At 69.8% G+C, this 18,728-nt stretch carries 17 protein-coding genes, 1 tRNA gene and 1 riboswitch; of the genes, 15 read left to right on the top strand and 3 right to left on the bottom strand.

Translation table 11 applies throughout. The annotated features are described in order from the left end of the window. Nucleotides 1–44: 44 nt before the first annotated feature. Nucleotides 45–1,829, bottom strand: a complete 1,785-nt coding sequence (locus AB0F17_RS09655) for an ABC transporter substrate-binding protein (protein WP_358019006.1) — start codon at nucleotides 1,827–1,829, stop codon at nucleotides 45–47. A gap of 9 nt (nucleotides 1,830–1,838) precedes the next feature. Continuing rightward, the gene (locus tag AB0F17_RS09650; RefSeq protein ID WP_358019003.1) at nucleotides 1,839–2,840 is read right to left on the bottom strand and encodes an ABC transporter permease; all 1,002 of its coding nucleotides are present in this window, start codon (nucleotides 2,838–2,840) and stop codon (nucleotides 1,839–1,841) included. A gap of 269 nt (nucleotides 2,841–3,109) precedes the next feature. Between AB0F17_RS09650 and AB0F17_RS09645 the strand changes: the two genes are divergently transcribed. The 11 genes from AB0F17_RS09645 to AB0F17_RS09595 all read left to right on the top strand — a co-directional run bounded on the left by AB0F17_RS09645 (nucleotide 3,110) and on the right by AB0F17_RS09595 (nucleotide 12,779). Next, nucleotides 3,110–3,919, top strand: a complete 810-nt coding sequence (locus tag AB0F17_RS09645; protein WP_358019000.1) for an oxygenase MpaB family protein — start codon at nucleotides 3,110–3,112, stop codon at nucleotides 3,917–3,919. Between the two features lie 114 nt (nucleotides 3,920–4,033). Then, a riboswitch (FMN riboswitch) is annotated at nucleotides 4,034–4,164 on the top strand. Nucleotides 4,165–4,266: 102 nt separating this feature from the next. Continuing rightward, nucleotides 4,267–5,697, top strand: coding sequence for a bifunctional diaminohydroxyphosphoribosylaminopyrimidine deaminase/5-amino-6-(5-phosphoribosylamino)uracil reductase RibD (gene ribD / locus AB0F17_RS09640; RefSeq protein WP_358018998.1), 1,431 nt, complete (start codon nucleotides 4,267–4,269; stop codon nucleotides 5,695–5,697). Next, entirely contained in the window at nucleotides 5,697–6,287 is a 591-nt protein-coding gene (locus AB0F17_RS09635; protein WP_358018995.1) for a riboflavin synthase, read from the top strand. Before ribD ends, AB0F17_RS09635 begins: the two co-directional genes overlap by 1 nt. Next, entirely contained in the window at nucleotides 6,284–6,943 is a 660-nt protein-coding gene (locus AB0F17_RS09630) for a nicotinamide mononucleotide transporter family protein (protein WP_358018992.1), read from the top strand. Before AB0F17_RS09635 ends, AB0F17_RS09630 begins: the two co-directional genes overlap by 4 nt. After that, nucleotides 6,940–8,157 (top strand): bifunctional 3,4-dihydroxy-2-butanone-4-phosphate synthase/GTP cyclohydrolase II, encoded by a 1,218-nt coding sequence (locus AB0F17_RS09625; RefSeq protein ID WP_358018989.1) that lies wholly within the window; start codon nucleotides 6,940–6,942, stop codon nucleotides 8,155–8,157. Before AB0F17_RS09630 ends, AB0F17_RS09625 begins: the two co-directional genes overlap by 4 nt. Then, nucleotides 8,154–8,624 (top strand): 6,7-dimethyl-8-ribityllumazine synthase, encoded by a 471-nt coding sequence (gene ribH, locus AB0F17_RS09620; protein ID WP_358018986.1) that lies wholly within the window; start codon nucleotides 8,154–8,156, stop codon nucleotides 8,622–8,624. Before AB0F17_RS09625 ends, ribH begins: the two co-directional genes overlap by 4 nt. 20 nt (nucleotides 8,625–8,644) lie before the next feature. After that, entirely contained in the window at nucleotides 8,645–9,097 is a 453-nt protein-coding gene (locus AB0F17_RS09615) for a PH domain-containing protein (RefSeq protein WP_358018983.1), read from the top strand. Between the two features lie 93 nt (nucleotides 9,098–9,190). Continuing rightward, nucleotides 9,191–10,057, top strand: a complete 867-nt coding sequence (locus AB0F17_RS09610) for a MoxR family ATPase (RefSeq protein ID WP_358018980.1) — start codon at nucleotides 9,191–9,193, stop codon at nucleotides 10,055–10,057. After that, complete coding sequence (locus AB0F17_RS09605) at nucleotides 10,050–11,120, top strand: VWA domain-containing protein (protein ID WP_358018977.1); 1,071 nt, start codon at nucleotides 10,050–10,052, stop codon at nucleotides 11,118–11,120. Before AB0F17_RS09610 ends, AB0F17_RS09605 begins: the two co-directional genes overlap by 8 nt. After that, complete coding sequence (locus AB0F17_RS09600; RefSeq protein ID WP_358018974.1) at nucleotides 11,113–12,204, top strand: XdhC/CoxI family protein; 1,092 nt, start codon at nucleotides 11,113–11,115, stop codon at nucleotides 12,202–12,204. The genes AB0F17_RS09605 and AB0F17_RS09600 overlap by 8 nt, the downstream gene beginning before the upstream one ends. Beyond that, a complete protein-coding gene (locus tag AB0F17_RS09595; RefSeq protein WP_358018971.1) occupies nucleotides 12,201–12,779 on the top strand; it encodes a nucleotidyltransferase family protein in 579 nt (192 codons plus the stop codon). The genes AB0F17_RS09600 and AB0F17_RS09595 overlap by 4 nt, the downstream gene beginning before the upstream one ends. 49 nt (nucleotides 12,780–12,828) lie before the next feature. Here the strand turns inward: AB0F17_RS09595 and AB0F17_RS09590 are convergent, their stop codons facing one another. After that, a complete protein-coding gene (locus AB0F17_RS09590) occupies nucleotides 12,829–13,716 on the bottom strand; it encodes an endonuclease/exonuclease/phosphatase family protein (protein ID WP_358018968.1) in 888 nt (295 codons plus the stop codon). 104 nt (nucleotides 13,717–13,820) lie between these two features. Here AB0F17_RS09590 and AB0F17_RS09585 point away from each other — a divergent pair, with 104 nt between their 5' ends. From AB0F17_RS09585 to AB0F17_RS09570, 4 genes are all read left to right on the top strand, one after another. Further along, nucleotides 13,821–14,861: an LLM class F420-dependent oxidoreductase gene (locus AB0F17_RS09585; protein WP_358018965.1), complete on the top strand. Its 1,041-nt coding sequence runs from the start codon at nucleotides 13,821–13,823 to the stop codon at nucleotides 14,859–14,861. Nucleotides 14,862–14,914: 53 nt separating this feature from the next. Beyond that, nucleotides 14,915–14,991 (top strand) — tRNA-Met (locus AB0F17_RS09580). Nucleotides 14,992–16,454: 1,463 nt separating this feature from the next. After that, nucleotides 16,455–16,760, top strand: coding sequence for a hypothetical protein (locus AB0F17_RS09575; protein ID WP_358018962.1), 306 nt, complete (start codon nucleotides 16,455–16,457; stop codon nucleotides 16,758–16,760). A 264-nt stretch (nucleotides 16,761–17,024) separates the two neighbouring features. Then, nucleotides 17,025–18,701 (top strand): protein kinase, encoded by a 1,677-nt coding sequence (locus tag AB0F17_RS09570; RefSeq protein WP_358018959.1) that lies wholly within the window; start codon nucleotides 17,025–17,027, stop codon nucleotides 18,699–18,701. Nucleotides 18,702–18,728: the final 27 nt, after the last annotated feature.

Genomic DNA, 18,728 nt, shown 5'->3' with positions numbered 1-18,728 from the left:
AAAGGGGTGCTCCGGGCGCCGTGGCGGCGCCCGGAGCGGGGGTGCTACTGCTTCACGAAGATGGTGTTCGGCGAGACGACCCACTGCTGCGGATCGATCTCGGCGCCGCCCACCTTGGAGCCGTGCAGGAAGGTGCCGATCCGGTTCTCGGCCACGACCATCGGGGTGATCGTCTCCTGGATCTGCTTGTCGAGGTTCATCCAGGCCGCGTTGGCCGCGTCGATGTCGGGGTTCTCCTGGATCTTCGTCATCTCGGCCTTGACCGTCGGGTCGTTGAGGTGGCTCATGTTCTGGCCGCCGTCGGAGACCGGGCCGAAGATGATCGGCATCACGGTGGAGCCGGACGGCCAGTCGGCGCCCCAGCCGCCCCAGTACAGGTCGAACTCGTTCTTCGTCTGGCTGATCGAGTCGTAGTACGTCTTGCGGTCCAGCGACTTGGCCACGACCTTGATCCCGGCCTTCTCCAGGGCGTTCTTGATCACCAAGGTGACCGGTTCCTGGGTGGGCAGGTTGTTGTAGGCGTAGACGATGGTCGGGTGGGGGTTGCTCGACTCGGCCAGCAGCTGCTTGGCCTTCTCGATGTCGCCCTCGGGCTTGGTCAGCTTCCCGAACAGGTCGTACGGCTTGTAGCCGACCGTGGTGTTCTCGTTGAGGATCGTCGTCGGCAGCGCCACGGCCTGCGGGCCGCCCAGGGCCTGCTGGATCTGCTTGGCCGGCCAGGCGTAGTTGATCGCCTGGCGGATCTTCTGGTCCTTCACCCGGTCAAGGTTGAAGTAGTAGTAGTTGCCGTACGGCGAAGGGCTGATCATGCGGCGGTCGGCCAGGCTGGCGTCGCCCAGCACCTGCTGCAGCCGCTCCGCGGGGGTGTTGGAGTAGAACGTGAACGCCGTCTGGTCGGGTCCCGAGTCGGCCACCAGGCGGTCGGTCACCTGGGTGGCCTCCTGGCCGAACTCCATCTTCCACACGTCCGGGTACGCGCCGCGGATCGGGTCGGTGGCGGCGTCCCAGTTGGGGTTGCGGGCCAGCTCGAGCGACTTGTCGACGACGTGCGACTTGATGATGTACGGGCCGGAGGAGACGGGCTCCTTGTCGTACTTCTCCTTGGTGTCCTTGGCCTTGGGCACGATGTTGTAGCCGGCCATGGCGAAGGCGTAGTTGGCGTCGGCGTGCGGGGTCTTGAACTTGAAGACGATGGACTTGGCGTCAGGGGTCTCGATGTTGTCCAGCTCTTTGCCGGCGTACGGGCCGGGGTAGTCCTTCTTGTAGTTCTCGGAGGTGAGCCACGTCTGAATGTAGTTCGGCCCGAACGTCACGAAGGGGGCGAACATCCGTTCGACGGACCATTTCACGTCGGCGGAGGTGATCGGGCTGCCGTCCTGCCACTTCACCCCGTCCTTCAGGGTGAACGTCCAGGTCTTGCCGCCGTCGGAGACCGTGCCCGCGTCTGTGGCCAGGTCGCCCACCAGCTTGTACTCGCCCTTGGCGAGCCGCTTGTAACCGGTCAGGCCGCGGCTGATGAGCAGGCCGAAGTTCGCGTCGGTGTTCACGTAGATCTGGGCCGGGTCGAAGTGGGCGAAGTCATCGCGGTCGATCATGGTGACGGTGCCGCCCTTGACCACGCCCTCGGGCGGGATGGCGGGGCCCTTGGAGTCCTCCGCGGTGCCCAGGGTGATCGTCGGGGGCTTGTATGCCGCCGCCGGTGCCGACGAGGCGCCCGCGCTGGAGGGGGCACTCGACGGAGCGCCCGCGTTTCCCGGCGCGCAGGCGCCGACCAACGCCAGCGAGGCCGCCGCGACAACCGCGAGAGCCGACCGTTTGCGGTGATTCATTTCTCTCCTCTAGCGTTTGATCTTGGGGTCGAAGGCGTCGCGGACCGAGTCACCGAGCAGGTTGAAGGCGATGACGAAGATCAGCAGCGCGACGCCGGGGAAGATGAGGTAAGTGATGTCGTTCTGGTACACCTGCGTGGCGCGCAGGAACATCCGGCCCCAGTCGGGGACCTGCTCGCCCATCCCGACCCCCAGGAAGGACAGCGCCGCCTCGGCCGTGACCAGGGCGGGCAGCAGCAGCGTCGACTGGATGAGGATCGGGGTCCAGAGGTTGGGCAGCAGTTCCTTGAACACGATCCTGGCGGGGGAGGCGCCGGTGACCTTGGCCGCCTCCACGAACTCACGCTCGCGCATCGACAGCACCTGGCCGCGCAGCAGCCGGGCCAGCCCGGCCCAGCCGAAGACGGTGAGCAGGATGGTCAGCGTGACCGCCCGCAGCCACACCGGGGTCTCCTCGTTGGAGGGCACCAGGAACTGATCCACCACCGGCGTGAACGCGATGATGAACAGGATCTGCGGGAACGACAGCATCAGGTCGATGACCCGGCCGATGAAGTAGTCGGTCTTGCCGCCGGCGTACCCGGCGACGATGCCGACCACGACGCCGATGATGGTCGTGAGGATCGCCGTCACCACCGCGATCAGCAGCGAGGTCCTGATCCCGTAGACGAGCTGCATGAACACGTCACGGCCCAGGTTGGGCTCGATGCCGAACCAGAACTCCGAGCTGATCCCGCCGTTGGGCGCCAGCGCGTACCCGAAGTCGTTGAGCAGTCCGGGCCGGTCCTGGCCGTACAGGGTGTACGGGTCCTTGCCGTACACCGCGGAGATGACGGGCGCGAGGATGGCGACCAGGAAGAACAAGATCACGATCACGGCCGAGATGACCCCGGTACGGTCCCGCCGGAAGCGCAGCCACATGAGCTGGCCGGGCGAGCGGCCCACGGCCTCCGGTGTTTCGGTCACGGACGTCGCGTCGATCTCTGGCGCGGTGGACGTCGGTGTGGTCATCTAACAGGGCCCCCAAGCAACATGCCAGAACTGGAAGTATCAGGCCATATGGCACATTTGCAGGCCAGATCACCCGGGGGCAATGGTTTCCGAAGGCTTCACTATTTCGTTGTGCAATGTCGACCCGGTCGTGCCATATATACCGTTGACCCGTTCCCATATGGGATGTCATGATCTATATAGGTAAAGCCTGCTTAATCACGGAATCAAGGCACAAGCAAGATGCTGTCGTGACATGAAATCGGGCTCACCTGGGTAACTGTCCACTTATGGTGGACCATGGGCTCTTCGGGCCCCGCTCGGTGACCTGGCGGGTCATGGGCGAGCCGATCCTGCTGATAGGCGGGTTCCGTGCGCTGCTGATGCAGGGGCTGCACCCCAGGGCGATGCGCGGCGTACTGCAGAACTCCTCGTTCATGGATCCGAATGAGGCGTGGTCGCGTTTCGTGCGCACGACGGAATTCGTCCGTGTCCGCACGTACGGCACGAGCGAGGAGGTCGAGCGGGCCGGCCGCCGGGTCCGCAAGATCCACGCCACGCTGACCGCGTGTGATCCCGACACGGGCGAGCGCTTCCGCCTCGACGACCCGGCCGCGCTGCGCTGGGTGCACGTGGGTGAGGTCGACTCCTACCTGTCGGTGGCCCGCCGGGGCGGCGTCAAGCTGACGGACGACGAGGCGGACACGTTCGTGGCGGAATGGCGGCGGGCCGCCGAGGTCGTCGGCCTCGACCCGGCCTCCGTCCCCGGCACGGTGGGCGAGTTGCATGACTACATCGAGGGGGAGCGCCCCGGCCTGCGGTTCGTCCCCGAGGCGGCGCACCCGCTGCGCCTGTCGCTCAACGCGCCGCTCCCGCTGCTGCTCACCCCGCTCAAGCCGGTCCTGCCGGGGGTGACGCTGCTGGCGTTCGCGACGCTCCCACGCTGGGCGAGGAGGCTGTACGGCCTGCCCGCCACGCCGGTCGGCGACCTGTGGGCGACGGCCACCCTGAGGGCGCTGCACGCCGGGCTGGGGCTGGTCCCGGCGCAGGTCCGTTACAGCCCGGCCGCCCGGCTCGCCCGCCGCCTCATGGCCGCCTGACATCCTGCCCCATTTGCCCCTGGACCCGTTGACCAAGCGAGCGCTTGTTTGTCATAGTGGGGGGTGGTTCGCATGCGCTTTTTCCGGCATGGCAGACTGGTGTGAGAAGAGAGCTAGCGTGCTCCGGGGTCGGTGAAATTCCGAACCGGCGGTGATAGTCCGCGACCCGTCCGATGCCATCGGCCGGTTGACTCGGTGAAATTCCGGGACCGACGGTTAAAGTCCGGATGGGAGGAAGCGCGCGGGTGTCCGGTGTTGAGCCGGGCGCCTCAACGGTGCGTACGCGCACCGCCATACCCCCCGGGGCCCGCCATGGCTTGGAGCTACTGGCGAGTAGGAGGCCCGGGGTGGAGACACCCGCTGAGGACACCGCGCATTCGGCGCGCCCTGTCACCGATGCCGCACGCGAAGCGCATGCCGTCTCCGACGAAGTCCGCTCCGACGAGGTCCGTGAGGCGCAGTCGGCCACCGCTCCCGAGGTGCGGGCCGTCTCCGACGCCGCTCCCGAGGCGCAGGCCATCACCCACGCCGCTCCCAAGGTGCGGGCCGTCACCCAGGCCGTCCGCGAAGCGCCGATCGTTCCTGATGCCGTGCACATGGCGCGGGCCGTCGAGCTGGCCGGGTGCGGGCGGGGGGCCACCAGCCCGAACCCCGTGGTCGGCTGCGTCGTGCTCGACGCGGACGGGAATGTCGCGGGTGAGGGCTTTCACGCCTACGCCGGTGGCCCGCATGCCGAGGTCGGCGCGTTGCGTGCGGCGGGCGAGCGGGCACGTGGCGGCACCGCGTACGTGACGCTCGAGCCGTGCGACCACACCGGCCGGACCGGGCCGTGCAGCCTGGCGCTGCTCGACGCGGGCATCGCGCGGGTGGTCGTGGCGGTCGCCGATCCCACCCCGAAGGCCGCCGGCGGGGGCGCGAGGCTGCGCGGGCACGGGGTCGCCGTGGAGTTCGGGGTGCTCGCCGAGGAGGCCGAGCGGGTCAACGCGGAGTGGCTCACGTACGCCCGGCTCGGTAGGCCGTACGTGACCTGGAAGTTCGCCGCCACCCTCGACGGCAGGTCGGCCGCCCGAGACGGCACCAGCCAGTGGATCACCTCTCCCGAGGCCCGAGCCGACGTCCACCGGCTGCGCGCCGAGTCCGACGCGATCATCGCCGGCATCGGCACGGTCCTCACCGACAACCCACGCCTCACCGCCCGCCCGACCAGCCCGGCCAACCCGAGCCTGGCCGATCCGAGCCCGGCTGATCCGAGCCTGGCCAGGCCCGCCGCGCGGGTGCCGTTGCGGGTCGTGGTCGACTCCGAGGCGCGGACCCCGCCCGGCGCCAGGGTGCTCGACGGTGAGGCGCCCGCGCTCATCGCGATCGCCGACGACATCGAGACCGACCTCGGCGAGACCGACCCCGGCGTGACCGGCCGCGCCCAGACCGGTCTCGGCGAGGCCGGTCACAAGACAGAGCTGATCCGGCTGCCCCGCCACGACGGCGGCCTCGACCTGCACGCGCTCCTCCGTGAGCTGGCCGCGCGCCAGGTCGTCAGTGTGTTCCTGGAAGGCGGCCCGACGCTCGCGGGCTCGTTCCTGCGCCAGGGCCTGATCGACCGCGTCATCGCCTACCTGGCCCCGGCGCTGCTGGGCGCCGGGCCCGCCGCGCTCGGCGACGCGGGCGTGGCGACCATCGCCGGGACCCACCGGCTGATCTTCGACGACATTTCCCCCATTGGACCGGACCTGCGGCTGACCGCGCGGCCGGTGCTCGCACCACCACGCAAGGAGAGTTGATGTTCACCGGAATCATCGAGGAAAAGGGCGGCATCGTGGCCGTCGAGGCGGTGGGCGACTCGGCACGGCTGTCCGTCCGCGGCCCGATCGTCACCTCCGACGCGCGCCACGGCGAGTCGATCGCCGTCAACGGCGTCTGCCTGACGGTCGTGGACGTCCAGGGCGACGTGTTCACCGTGGACGTGATCAAGGAGTCGCTCGACCGCAGCTCGCTCGGCGCCCTGGACGCGGGCTCCGCGGTGAACCTGGAGCGCGCCGTACGGGCCGACCAGCGCCTCGGCGGCCACATCGTGCAGGGCCACGTCGACGGCACCGCCGTCCTGCGGTCCAGGGAACCCGGAGCGAACTGGGACAACCTCCGCTTCTCCCTCCCCGAGTCCTTCGCCCGGTACGTGGCGGAGAAGGGCTCGATCGCCATCGACGGAATCAGTCTGACGGTCACCACGGTTGACGACGACAGCTTCGGCGTGAGCCTCATCCCCACCACGTTGAAGCTGACCACGATGGGCGAGCTCGAAGTGGGCGACATGGTGAACATCGAGGTCGACGTGATCGCGAAGTACGTGGAAAGGCTGGTGGGCAAGCAGTGAACTGGGCTGACGCCGGATTCGAGGTATTCGGCACGCACGTCCTCTGGACGGACCTGGTCGGCAACATCGCCGCGCTGAGCACCGTCCTGCTGGCGATGCGCAAGTCGATGTGGACGTGGCCGGTGCAGTTGACCGGTTCGGTGCTGCTGTTCATCGCCTCGATCAACGCGAACATCACCGGTAACGCGCTCAAGCAGGCGATGTTCGGGGCGCTGGCCGTCTATGGCTGGTGGGCGTGGCGGCGCGGCACGCAGGACGGCAAGCAGCTGTCCGTGCGGCCGGCCACGGCGCGGGAGCGGACCGGCTACATCACCGCGATGGTGCTGGGCACCGCGCTCGTCGGCGTGCTGTTCTTCGTCACGCACCTGTCGTGGGGAGCCGCCGTGCCGCTGCCGAAGGGCGCGTTCCTGGTGGCCGCCGACGCCTACATCTTCGTCGGCAGCGCGGTCGCCACCTGGGCGCAGGGCAGGGCGCTGGTCGACTTCTGGATCGTGTGGGTGGCCGTCGACCTGGTCGGCGTGCCGCTGGCGTTCAGCTCGGGGCTGGTCGTCTCCGGCGCCGTCTACGGCGTGTTCTTCGTACTCGTGCTGATCGGCTTCGTGAAGTGGCTGAGGGAGTACCAGAGTGCTCCCAGGGACCTGGTGGTGGCGTCATGACCGAGACCATTCTCGACCCGGTCGAACGGGCGATCGAGGACATCCGCGACGGCAAGCCCGTCCTGGTCGTCGACGACGAGAACAGGGAGAACGAGGGCGACATCATCTTCGCCGCCTCCAAGGCCACTCCCGAGCTGCTCACCTTCACGATCAGGCACACCAGCGGCGTCATCTGCGTGCCCATGGAGGGCAAGGAGCTGGACCGGCTGGGCCTGCCCCTCATGGTGTTCCAGAACCGGGAGCGGCTGCGCACCGCGTACACGATCAGCGTCGACGCCCGCGACGGCGTGAGCACCGGCATCTCCGCCGCCGACCGCGCCAGGACGATCCGTACGCTCGCCGACTCCGCGACCGAGCCCTACGAGCTGGTCCGGCCGGGCCACATCTTCCCGCTGCGCTACCACGAGGGCGGCGTGCTGAGCCGGCGCGGCCACACCGAGGCCGCCGTCGACCTGGCCAGGATCGCCGGGCTGAGCCCCGCGGGTGTCCTGGCCGAGGTCGTCAACGACGACGGCACCATGGCCAGGCTGCCCGAACTGCGGGCCTTCGCCGACGAGCACGACCTGGCGCTCATCTCCATCGAGCAGTTGGTCGACTACCGGCGCAGGACCGAGAGCATGGTCACCAGGGTCGCCGAGACGAACGTGCCCAACGCGTACGGAATGTGGCGGGCCTACGGCTACGCCAGCGCGCTCGACGGCGGCGAGCACATCGCGCTCGCCTACGGCGACCTGTCCGACGGCGAGAACATCCTGGTCCGCGCCCACTCCGAATGCCTGACCGGCGACGTGTTCGGCTCGCTGCGCTGCGACTGCGGCGTCCAACTCGAGCACGCCATGTCCGCGATCGCCGAGGAGGGCCGCGGCGTCGTCGTCTATCTGCGCGGGCACGAGGGCCGGGGCATCGGCCTGCTGGCCAAGCTCAGGGCGTACAGCCTGCAGGACAACGGCAGCGACACCGTCGACGCGAACATCGAACTGGGGCTGCCGGTCGACGCCCGTGAGTTCTCCAACGCCGCGCAGATCCTGGCCGACCTCGGTGTCAAGTCCGTGCGGCTGCTCACCAACAACCCGGCCAAGCTCAAGGGCATGGACGGCTATGGCATCAAGGTGCTCGGCCGCGAGCCCATGCCGGTGGCGATGAACCCCTACAACGAGCGTTACCTGAAGGCCAAGCGCGACCGCCTCGGCCATGACATCTCGGAGGCTTCATGAGCGGGCAGGGACGTCCGGCGGCATCCGCCGCTCCGGACGCGGCGGGGCTGACGGTGGGCGTGGTCGCCGCCTCTTGGCACGCCAAGATCACCGATCAGCTCCTCGCGCGGGCCCTGCAGGCGTGCGACGACAGCGGCGCCACGGCCACCGTCGTACGGGTGTCCGGCTCGCTGGAGATCCCGGTCATCGCCCAGGCGCTGGCCCGCCGCTGCGACGCGGTGGTGGCGCTGGGCGCGGTCATCAAGGGCGAGACCGCGCATTTCGCGTACGTCTGCGACTCGGTGACCGCTGGCCTGACCCGGATCTCGCTCGACGAGGAGACCCCGGTCGGCAACGGCGTACTCACCTGCGAGACGCTCGACCAGGCACTAGACCGCTCGGGCCTGCCGGACAGCAAGGAGGACAAGGGGTATGAGTCGACCATCGCCGCGCTGGAGACCGCACTCCTCCTGCGGGACCTCCACTGACCTGCGGTAGGTTTCCGTTCGTGTCCGATCCGCTGCCTCCCCCGTCCTTGCCCATCACCTGGCGTCCCCGCCGGGGGAGAATCGTCGCGTACGGCTTCGCGACGCTGGTCGTCCTAGGCTCGGTGGTGATGGCCGCCCTCATCGCCGAGCCTTTCCAGCTGCCGGACCGGATCATGCTCGTGCTGTTCGGCTGCCTCGTGGCCTTCGTCCTGCACCTGCTGGGCCGGGTGCGGGTCGAGGCCGACGAGACGGGCCTGACGATCGTCAACGCCATCCGCACGCACCGCTACAGCTGGCCGGAGGTCCTGGACGTGACGCTGCTGGTCGGCGAGCCGTGGCCCAAGCTGGACTTCTCCGACGGCCGCAGCATCGGCGCGATGGGCATCCAGGGCTCGGAGAAGGCCCGCGCCCGCCGGGCCACAGCCGAACTGGCGGCCCTGATCCGCGAGCGCGGTGAGGCGCGGGAGGACTAGGCCCGCGGTTCCGCGTCCGAAAGAAGCAGCGAAGTCTCGCGAAGACCGAGCGGCGCGTAGCCTGAAGGCGTGCTGCGGCGGACAATCAGGGCAATGGACATCGAGTCTCCGGAGAAGCTCATCGAGCTGCTCGACCGGCACGCCTACCTGGCCGACGAGGGACTGGCCACGGCCGCGTTCCTGGCGCTCAGGATGGGACGGCCGCTGTTCCTCGAAGGGGAGGCGGGGGTAGGGAAGACCGAGCTGGCCAAGACGCTGGCCGCGCTGCTGAAGGCGCCGCTGATCCGGTTGCAGTGCTACGAGGGGCTCGACGCCGCCCAGGCGCTCTACGACTGGGACTTCGCCCGCCAGCTGCTCCATCTCAAGGCCGCCGAGGCCGCCGGGATCACCGACGTGAGCCGGCTCGAAGGCGAGATCTACGACCGCCGGTTCCTGATCGCCAGGCCGCTGCTCAAGGCCGTGGCGACGCAGCCCAGCGTGCTGCTCGTGGACGAGATCGACCGGGCCGACGACGAGTTCGAGGCGTTCCTGCTCGAGGTGCTGTCCGACTTCACGATCTCCATCCCCGAGCTGGGCACGATCAGTGCCAAGACGCCGCCGGTGGTCGTCGTCACCTCCAACCGGACCCGTGAGGTGCACGACGCGCTCAAGCGCCGCTGCCTCTACCACTGGCTGGAGCACCCGGACTTCGACAGAGAGGTGGCGATCCTGCTGCGCCGCCTGCCCGACTGCACCGAGACGCTGGCCGTACAGGTGGCCCAGGCGGCGGCGCGGCTGCGGCGGGCCGGGCTGGTCAAGCCGCCGGGCGTCGCCGAAACGCTCGACTGGACCGAGGCGCTGCTCACGCTGGGCGCCAGGGAGCTCGATCCCGGCCGCGCCGCCGCCACGCTGGGCGCCGCGCTGAAATACCGCGAGGACGTCGAGAACGTCCTGGACAACGGGCTGCTCCACCATGGATGACCTGGCCGCGACCATGACGGGCTTCGCCAGGACGCTGCGCGCCGCGGGCGTCGCCGCCGACCACGAACGGACCCGCAACCTGCTGCTGGCCCTGGACCACCTCGACGTGACCGCTCCGGCCGAGGTCTACTGGGCCGGCCGCTTCACGCTCTGCGCCACCCCCGACGACCTGCCCAGGTACGACCGCTGCTTCGCCGCCTACTTCGGCGGCAGGACCGCGAAGGTCAGCCGTACGAGCACCACGACCGTCACCCGGCACACCGCCGCGGCCGACCAGGACGAGCAGGAGGGCGAGGCGGACGCCGTGCCCGGCACCGCCAGCCGCACCGAGATCCTGCGGCACCGGGACGTGGCCAGGCTGACCGAGGCCGAGCGGGCGGAGGTGCACCGGATGCTGTCGATGCTGCGCGCCCGGCGCGCGCAGCGGCGCTCGCGCCGGTTCGCGGCCGCGCACCGGGGAGTCCTGGACCAGCGGCGCACGATCCGGGACGCGCTCAGGAAGGGCGACGTCGCGCGGTTGCGGCGCAAGCGGCACGCCACCAGGCCGCGCCGCGTCGTGCTGCTCGTGGACGTCAGCGGCTCCATGGCGCCCTACGCCGAGACGCTGCTGCGCTTCGCGCACGCCCTGGTCAGGAGCGAACCGCGGGCCACCCGGGTGTACTCGATCGGCACCAGGCTCACCCCGATCACCACCGAACTGCGCCACCGCGACCCCGGCACGGCGCTCAACGAGGTCTCCAAGGCCGTGCCCGACTGGAGCGGCGGGACCAGGCTGGGCGAGGAGCTCAGAGAGTACCTCACCCGGTCCAGCGCGCGGGGGGCGATCGCGGTGATCGCCTCCGACGGCTGGGAACGGGGCGATCCGGAGCTCCTGGGCACGCAGATGGCGCGGCTGGCCCGGCAGGCGCACCGGGTCATCTGGGTCAACCCGCACAAGGGGTACGCCGACTACCAGCCGCTGACCGGCGGCATGCGAGCCGCTCTGCCGTACCTGGACGATCTGGTGGCCGGGCACAGCCTGGCCGCCTTCGAGGAACTGAGCGAGAGGCTCGCCCATGCGTGATGTGCTGTCGGAGATCATGCCCTGGTGGAGGTCGGGGCTCAGGTTCGGGCTCGCCACGGTGGTGAAGACGTTCAGCAGCGCGCCCCGGGCTCCGGGCGCGTCCATGGCGGTACGCGGCGACGAGGTGGTCGGCAGCGTGTCCGGCGGGTGCGTCGAGGGCGCGGTGTTCGAGCTGGCCACCGAGATCGACACCCCCGTCCTGCAGAGGTACGGCGTGACCGACGACGACGCGTTCGCCGTCGGGCTGACCTGCGGCGGCATCATCGACATCCTCGTCGAGCCCGTCTCGATCGAGACGTTTCCCGAGCTGGGGGAGATCTCGGCGTCCGTGAACGCGCACGAGCCCGTGGCGGTCGCCACGATCGTCTCCGGCCCCGGCCGGATGGGCGCCCGCCGCGTCATCTGGCCGGACCGCTCCTCGGGCACGCTCGGCGTGGACCGCCTCGACGAGGCCGTCGACGACGACGCCCGCGGCATGCTGGCCCAGGGCACGACGGGCATCAGGCACTACGGCGGGCAGGGCGAGCGGCGGCTGGACGACCTCGCGGTCTTCGTGCACTCCTTCGCGCCGCCGCCGCGCATGCTGGTGTTCGGCGCGATCGACTTCGCCGCGGCGGTGGCGCGGGTGGGCAAGTTCCTGGGCTATCACGTGACCGTCTGCGACGCGCGGCCCGTCTTCGCCACCCCCAAACGCTTCCCCGAGGCGGACGAGGTGGTGGTCAAGTGGCCGCACGACTACCTGGCCTCGGTACAGGTGGACGAGCGCACGGTCATCTGCGTGCTCACCCACGACCCCAAGTTCGACGTGCCGCTGCTGGAGGTGGCGCTGCGCACCGACGCGGGCTACGTCGGCGCCATGGGCTCCCGCCGCACCCACGAGGACCGGCTGGACCGGCTGCGCGAGGCGGGCCTGACCGAGGACGAGCTGGCCCGGCTGAGGTCGCCCATCGGCCTCGACCTGGGCGCCCGGACCCCGGAGGAGACGGCGGTGTCGATCGCCGCCGAGCTGATCCAGCTCCGCTGGGGCGGTTCGGGACGGCCGCTGACCCACACCGAGGGGCGCATCCACCAGGAGACGCCATGAAAGGTTCCCGGGTGGCCGGGCTGCTGCTCGCCGCCGGGCAGGGCGCCCGGCTGGGCACGCCCAAGGCACTGGTCGAGTACGAGGGCGAACGGCTGGTGGACCGGGGCGTGCGGCTGCTGGAGGAGGGCGGCTGCCATCCCGTGGTGGTCGTGCTCGGCGCGGCGACCGTACAGGTGCGCAGGGCGGTGACGGTGCGCAATCCGGACTGGCCGACGGGCATGGGCTCGTCCCTGAGAGTGGGGCTGGCCGCGCTGCCCGAGGAGGCGGAGTCGGTGGTCATCGCGCTGGTGGACCAGCCGTTCATCAGGCCGGAGGCGGTCCGTGCCCTGATCGCCGGCCAGGCCGAGGTGGCCGTGGCGACCTACGGCGGCAGGCGCAGGAACCCCGTGCTGATCGCCCGCCGCCACTTCGGCGCGGTCGCCGCGCTGGCCGTGGGTGACGTGGGCGCGCGGCCGTTCCTGAAGGCGCATCCGGAGCTGGTCACCGAGGTGCCGTGCGACGGCCTGGGCGACCCGGCGGACATCGACACGCCCGGGGATCTGTCACTCCTGGAGACATCGCGATCAGAGACGTAGGCGATCAGAGACGTAGCGCTTAGAGGCGTAGCGCTTTGAGACGTAGCGATCAGAGGCGTAGCGAGGCCACCGCGGCCCGGTGGTCGCTGCCCGTCGCCGGGGCCACCCCCGCCTTGGTCGCCGTCATCCCTTTGAACAGGATGTGGTCGGGCCTGGTGACCGGGAACTCCGACGGCCAGGTGAACCCGAAACCGTCGCCCGCCGTGAGCTGCGCGTCGATCAGCGGCGGGGTGAGCCCCTGCATGCCCCGGTCGGTGGTGGCGGTGTTGAGGTCGCCGAGCAGCAGGATCCGCTGGCTCGGGTCGGCGTCGATGAGCTTGCGGGCCGAGGCCAGAGACTCATCGCGCGAGGCGGTCTGGCCGGGGCGGGCGGAGGCCAGGTGCATGACGTACACGGTGACCTTGCCCTTGGGCGTGGCCACCACGGCCCGCAGCGCGCGCGGCCAGCCCATGCCGACGTCGAGCGGCTTGGTCTCGGTGATCGGGTAGCGGCTCCACAGGCCGACAGTGCTCACCGGATAGTGGTACTTGAACATCTTGTTGAGCTGCTTGGCGGCCGGGCCGCCGCTGGTGAGCTCCTGCGCCGCCAGCAGGTCGAGGTCTTCGGCGATGCGGCGTACGGCCTCGCCCGAGGCGTTGTTGGTGACGCCCACGTTCACCGTGCCGACCGCCAGGTCGCTCTGCCCGCCGGGCGGGGTGCGCATCAGCGTGGCGCCGAACATGGCCGCCCACACCACCCCCGGCACGAGCGCCGCCACCGTGGCCACCTTGGAGCGGGCCACGAGGGCCCCCACGATCAGCAGCGGCACGATGAGCCCGAACCAAGGCAGCAGGCTCTCCATCACCGGGGTGAACCCACCCAGCACCGGGATCAGCCGGTGCCCCGCCAGGCTCACGGCGAGCACGGCTGCCACGACGATGACGACGCGCTTCAGCATTCGACCCAGGCTAGCCGCTCGCTGCCGGGGACGCGGCGCGCTAACCTGTTGCCGTCGCAACGGAACAACATTCGGTTCATCCTTCGGTTCATCGGGAGCCCGGCATGCGCATCGGTATGGCACTCAACTACTCCGGCGGCTTCAAGGAGTCTGTCGCCGAGCTGGCCGACTACGAGAAGGCGGGTCTCGACATCGTCTTCGTCGCCGAGGCCTACAGCTTCGACGCCGTGAGCCAGATGGGCTACATCGCCGCCAAGACCGAGCGCCTGGAGATCGCCTCCGGGATCCTGCCGATCTACTCGCGGACCCCGACGCTGCTGGCGATGACCGCCGCGGGTATGGACTACGTCTCCGACGGGCGCTTCACGCTGGGCCTGGGTGCGTCGGGGCCGCAGGTGATCGAGGGCTTCCACGGCGTGCCGTACACCGCGCCGCTGGGCCGGACGAGGGAGATCATCGAGATCTGCCGCCGGGTGTGGCGGCGCGAGCGGCTGGAGTTCGAGGGCAAGCACTACACGCTGCCGCTGCCCCCCGACCAGGGGACCGGGCTCGGCAAGCCGCTGAAGCTCATCAACCACCCGGTACGCCCCCGCATCCCGATCGTGGTCGCGGCCATCGGCCCCAAGAACGTCGAACTGGCCGCGGAGCTCGCCGAGGGCTGGGAGCCGATCTTCTACGTCCCCGAGAAGGCCGCCGACGTGTGGGGCCCGTCGCTGGCCGCCGGGCGGGCCAAGCGGCAGGACGAGCTCGGCGAGCTGGACGTGATCGCGCAGGCGTCGCTGGCGATCGGCGACGACGTGGCGGGGCTGCTGGAGTTCGGCCGGCCGATGGCCGCGCTGTACATCGGCGGGATGGGCGCCAAGGGCCGCAACTTCTACAACGACCTCGCCCGGCGCTACGGCTACGAGCAGGAGGCGGAGGCGATCCAGGAGCTGTACCTCGACGGGAAGAAGGCGGAGGCGGCGGCGCTGGTGCCGCACGAGCTGCTGGAGAGCATGTCGCTCATCGGGAGTGAGGGGTTCGTGCGGGACCGGGTGGCGGCGATGAAGGAGTCGGGGGTGACGACGCTCAACATCGCACCGTTCGGTGCTACCCACGAAGATCGGGTGAAGCTGATCGAGCAGATCAAGGAAATTGCCTCCTGACCCCTTCGGGCGGCCGAAGCACTCCCGGGGATCCGATAGTCTTTCTCTTGCAACGCGGGGTGGAGCAGTTCGGTAGCTCGCTGGGCTCATAACCCAGAGGTCGTAGGTTCAAATCCTGCCCCCGCTACCAAGACGAAAAGGCCCTTCAGGATCATCCTGGAGGGCCTTTTTGCGCGTCCAAGCACAATGGGCCTCGCTTCGCTCGGGCTGTGTTTCTAGGGGCGCCGTGCCGGCGCACAAAGGACTTCGTCTGTGCGCTTCGCGCTTGGGGCTCAGACGCCAGCTTCCAGTCGGGCCGAGCCCCGACCCCTGAAGGGCCTCGCTTCGCTCGGACCGCTTTCCTCGGGCGCGCCTTCGGCGCGCAACCCCCTTACGGTCGGCGCTTGCGGCCGCTTGTTGGCCGGAGTTGACGGCCATGATCACTCGCCCGGACCTCGATCTCCAAGGCCTACAACTCGTGGCCCGCGCTATCAGGCTCATGAGATTTTTGGTTGAAGTAGTTAGTGTCCGCGTCGCATGCATGCCTGCATGGAGGCCTTCGTGCCAGAGGGGCGGCGGCATGCGTACGATTTCGCTGTGGTGGAGCCGGGGGCGGGAGCGGGGGCGACGCTTCCTGTCCGCGTCTGGTACCGGTTTGGTGGCCGCTATGCGACGCTGCTTGCCAAGCTCGCTGGCGGAGCCTGTCGTGCCGCGACAAACCCCGACATGCGCGTAACCGCAGGTCGCGTTTATTATGGCTGCTCACGAAGTGAGCTCCCCACGCTCGTGGGGGTGAACCGTGAAGGTGACGACCCCGGCGGGTGGCGAGGTCGAGCTCCCCACGCTCGTGGGGGTGAACCGGTGGGAGGACATGCCGAACATCCTGAAGCCGGGAGCTCCCCACGCTCGGGCGTGGGGATCAGTTCTCCCGCGCGGACAGGTCAGCGAACGCGTCCGGTTCACCCCCACGGGCGTGGGGACCAGTGCTTAAACACACGATCGATCGTTCGGGCAGCCGGTTCACCCCCACGTGGGGGTGAACCGCCGACGCCCTGACCGCGTGGCGGCAGCGTCGGGCTCCCCACGCTCGTGGGGGAGAACCCGCGGACAAGGCCGTGGGCGGATGTTCCTCACGCAGGTGGGGGGAACAACTACGATCAGTTGAAGTAGCAGTATGGATCACCGCCGCACGGTAGCCGGATCGGTGCCAAAACGTGTGACGGTCGCGTGCGACAGGTGGGACGCGAGGAGGCGACTCGTGGGGGTCGTTGCAGTTCAGACGCCATCGCGCGCGATCCGGTGAGCAGCCTCAAGCGTCTGGCGGCCTGCTTGTAACCCAGAGGTCGCAGGTTCGAATTCTGCCCCGGCCACAATGCGCCCCGCTCTTCTCCGGTCGGGCGGGCGTTTTTCGTGTCGGCTTCGGATGTGTCGGTCGTCGGCGCGCGACCGAATCCGGGCATACGGGAGTTCGCGTCGTGGGTGCCGGGTGAGAAAGACTGTCCGGGACGGCAAGCGCTCTCCTGGGCGAATCGATGCGCATCGCACCGGCTGAGACGGCATGCTGGTTCGGGCGCCCAAGGGCGCTACCCCTCCATGCCGGAAGGTGTATGAGTCATGACAGGCAGCCCTCAGCGGGGCGCTTTCCTTAAAGAGCACATGAACGCCGTGCTGGCGATGGTCACCGTCGCTCTGGAAGCACGGGAGAGCGGCGACACCAGCGACCCCGTCGGCCTGCAGGTGATCAGCCGGGTCATCAACGACGTTCCACGGGAGGTCGCCGCGATGGCCTCCCTGCATCTCATCCTTCTGCTCGTACGGCACCTCGCGCGGGTGCAGGGACGGCCGGTGGAAGAGGTGTGGCAGGAGCTCGCGCTGATCTACGCCGAGGATTGGCCCGAGGACGATGCGCCCCGGGCGTGATGCCCGGGCCCGTCATATGTCGTACGGCGAACGTCCTGGACCGTCACGTTCTTTGACCGCCGTCATTCGCACTGCTCCATAACTCATGGCGCCTCCTCGCGATTGTGAGACGCCTTCGCGACCCGGTGGGTTGACAGGTGGCGACCGGGTCCCGGCGCCGACTGTGCCGGAGCCGATCCCTTCGGGCCGTGTTGTGGGGCGGTTGGGGCCCCTGGGGGCCTAGTGTGGGGCGGAAATTGCCGTTTCTGAGTTATTGGCGGAGATATGTCCGACGCGACGCCGTCTTTGGTCGCCGGCCGGTACCGGCTTGATGAGCTCATCGGCAGCGGGCCGACGGGTGAGGTGTGGCGCGGGTACGACCAGCGCGCCGACTGGACCGTGGCCGTGAAGATGCTGGACACGCGGGCGGCCACGCCCGAGGTGCTCCGGCAGCATGCCCAGGCCGTGGCCCGGGTGATCCACCCGAACGTGGCCATGGTGCTCGACGTGGGCGACCACGAGGGGGCGCCGTTCCTGGTGATGGAGTTCCTCACCGGGGAGAGCCTCGGTGAGGAGGTGGCAGGGGAGGGGCCGCTGCCCCTCGTGGAGGCCTGCGACCTCATCGGGCAGGCGGCCGCGGGGCTGGAGGCGGCGCACCGGGCCGGGGTGGTGCACGGCCAGATCGGGCCCGACAGCTTCCGGCGGGCCGGGAGCGGGGTGCTCAAGGTCGTGGGGTTCGGGCTGGCCGGGCAGGTGCCGTCGGATGACGGCGTACGGTATCGGGCGCCCGAGGTGATCGACGGACGCGGTGGGGAGGCCGCCGCCGACCTGTACGCGCTGGGGTGTGTCTGTTACGAGGTGTTGTGCGGGCGCCCGCCGTTCGAGGGGTCGCCGGAAGAGGTGGGCGAGCTGCACCTGCACGCGGAGCCCGCCCCGCCGAGCAGCCATCGGGCGGAGGTGCCGGCCGAACTGGACCGGCTGGTGCTGGCCATGCTGGCCAAGGACCCCGCCGCCCGGCCGGCCGGTGGCGAGCCGGTACGCAGAGCGCTGGCCGCCATCGCCCGGCCACCTCGGCCCCAGCCCGGCCAGTCCACAGCGCCGCAGTCCCACCCGGCCACGGGCCCCCAGGCCATCCCTCACCCGGCGCCCCAGAGCGGTCAGGCCACGCCTTACCCGGGCGGCGTACCCCAGACGGGTCAGGCCGCGTCCTACCCGGGCGGCGCACCGCAGACGGGTCAGGCCATGTCCCACCCGGGCGGCGCACCCCGGACGGGTCAGATCACGCCTTACCCGGATGTCGCGCCACAGTCCGGCCAGCCGATCGCCCACCTGAGCGGCCCAGGCATCGGTGATACTCAGGCCATGCCTCCCGGTGTGTTTCACGACAGTGGCGGTCCGCGCAAGGGCGACACCGCGATCTACGACGCGCCGCCACCCGGTCCGTCGCCCAACCGCCGGCTGTTCGTGCAACTGGCCGTGGCTCTGGCCGCGATCGCGGCGGTCACCGTGGGCCTGATCCTTTGGTCGGGATCACGCGGCGAGCCCGTGGCCGGGCCGACACCCTCGCCGACGCCCACCACCAGCGCCCCGGCGCCGGAGCCGACCGAAACCCCCGAACCGAGCACGTCCGTCGCGCCCCTCCCCACCGATCCCGGAGGCCCCACACCCACCCCCAAGGGCACGCTCGCCAACAGCGTCCCGACCGGAGGCTGGCTGAAGTGGCTGGGTGAGTTCGACAAGGCCGTGACGGCTCAGGAGGCCATCGGCGACATCGAGCCCGGCGTGGCCAGAAAGGCCCACGAAAAGATCAGGAAGGTCGCCAGGAAGTCCCTGAAGGACCACGACGACCCGCCGCTCAACCAGATCGCGGGCGTCGTCCGCGACCTCCGCAAGGCCCAGGAGAAGGGCGACGTCCCCTCCTCCGGACCCCTCGCGGACTTCCTCAACGACTGGAAACTCTGACTCCGGCGACTGGCGGCGACCGGCGGC

It is taken from the genome of Nonomuraea sp. NPDC026600 (assembly GCF_040638335.1).
Lineage (GTDB): Bacteria > Actinomycetota > Actinomycetes > Streptosporangiales > Streptosporangiaceae > Nonomuraea.
This window is presented reverse-complemented; position numbering and strand designations above follow the sequence as displayed.

Bases quoted from the DNA above. Each gene is read 5' to 3' on its own strand.
- AB0F17_RS09655 (WP_358019006.1), bottom strand. From the start codon at position 1,829: ATGAATCACCGCAAACGGTCGGCTCTCGCGGTTGTCGCGGCGGCCTCG.
- AB0F17_RS09650 (WP_358019003.1), bottom strand. From the start codon at position 2,840: ATGACCACACCGACGTCCACCGCGCCAGAGATCGACGCGACGTCCGTG.
- AB0F17_RS09645 (WP_358019000.1), top strand. From the start codon at position 3,110: ATGGTGGACCATGGGCTCTTCGGGCCCCGCTCGGTGACCTGGCGGGTC.
- AB0F17_RS09635 (WP_358018995.1), top strand. From the start codon at position 5,697: ATGTTCACCGGAATCATCGAGGAAAAGGGCGGCATCGTGGCCGTCGAG.
- AB0F17_RS09625 (WP_358018989.1), top strand. From the start codon at position 6,940: ATGACCGAGACCATTCTCGACCCGGTCGAACGGGCGATCGAGGACATC.
- ribH (WP_358018986.1), top strand. From the start codon at position 8,154: ATGAGCGGGCAGGGACGTCCGGCGGCATCCGCCGCTCCGGACGCGGCG.
- AB0F17_RS09610 (WP_358018980.1), top strand. From the start codon at position 9,191: ATGGACATCGAGTCTCCGGAGAAGCTCATCGAGCTGCTCGACCGGCAC.
- AB0F17_RS09605 (WP_358018977.1), top strand. From the start codon at position 10,050: ATGGATGACCTGGCCGCGACCATGACGGGCTTCGCCAGGACGCTGCGC.
- AB0F17_RS09600 (WP_358018974.1), top strand. From the start codon at position 11,113: ATGCGTGATGTGCTGTCGGAGATCATGCCCTGGTGGAGGTCGGGGCTC.
- AB0F17_RS09595 (WP_358018971.1), top strand. From the start codon at position 12,201: ATGAAAGGTTCCCGGGTGGCCGGGCTGCTGCTCGCCGCCGGGCAGGGC.
- AB0F17_RS09590 (WP_358018968.1), bottom strand. From the start codon at position 13,716: ATGCTGAAGCGCGTCGTCATCGTCGTGGCAGCCGTGCTCGCCGTGAGC.
- AB0F17_RS09585 (WP_358018965.1), top strand. From the start codon at position 13,821: ATGCGCATCGGTATGGCACTCAACTACTCCGGCGGCTTCAAGGAGTCT.
- AB0F17_RS09575 (WP_358018962.1), top strand. From the start codon at position 16,455: ATGACAGGCAGCCCTCAGCGGGGCGCTTTCCTTAAAGAGCACATGAAC.
- AB0F17_RS09570 (WP_358018959.1), top strand. From the start codon at position 17,025: ATGTCCGACGCGACGCCGTCTTTGGTCGCCGGCCGGTACCGGCTTGAT.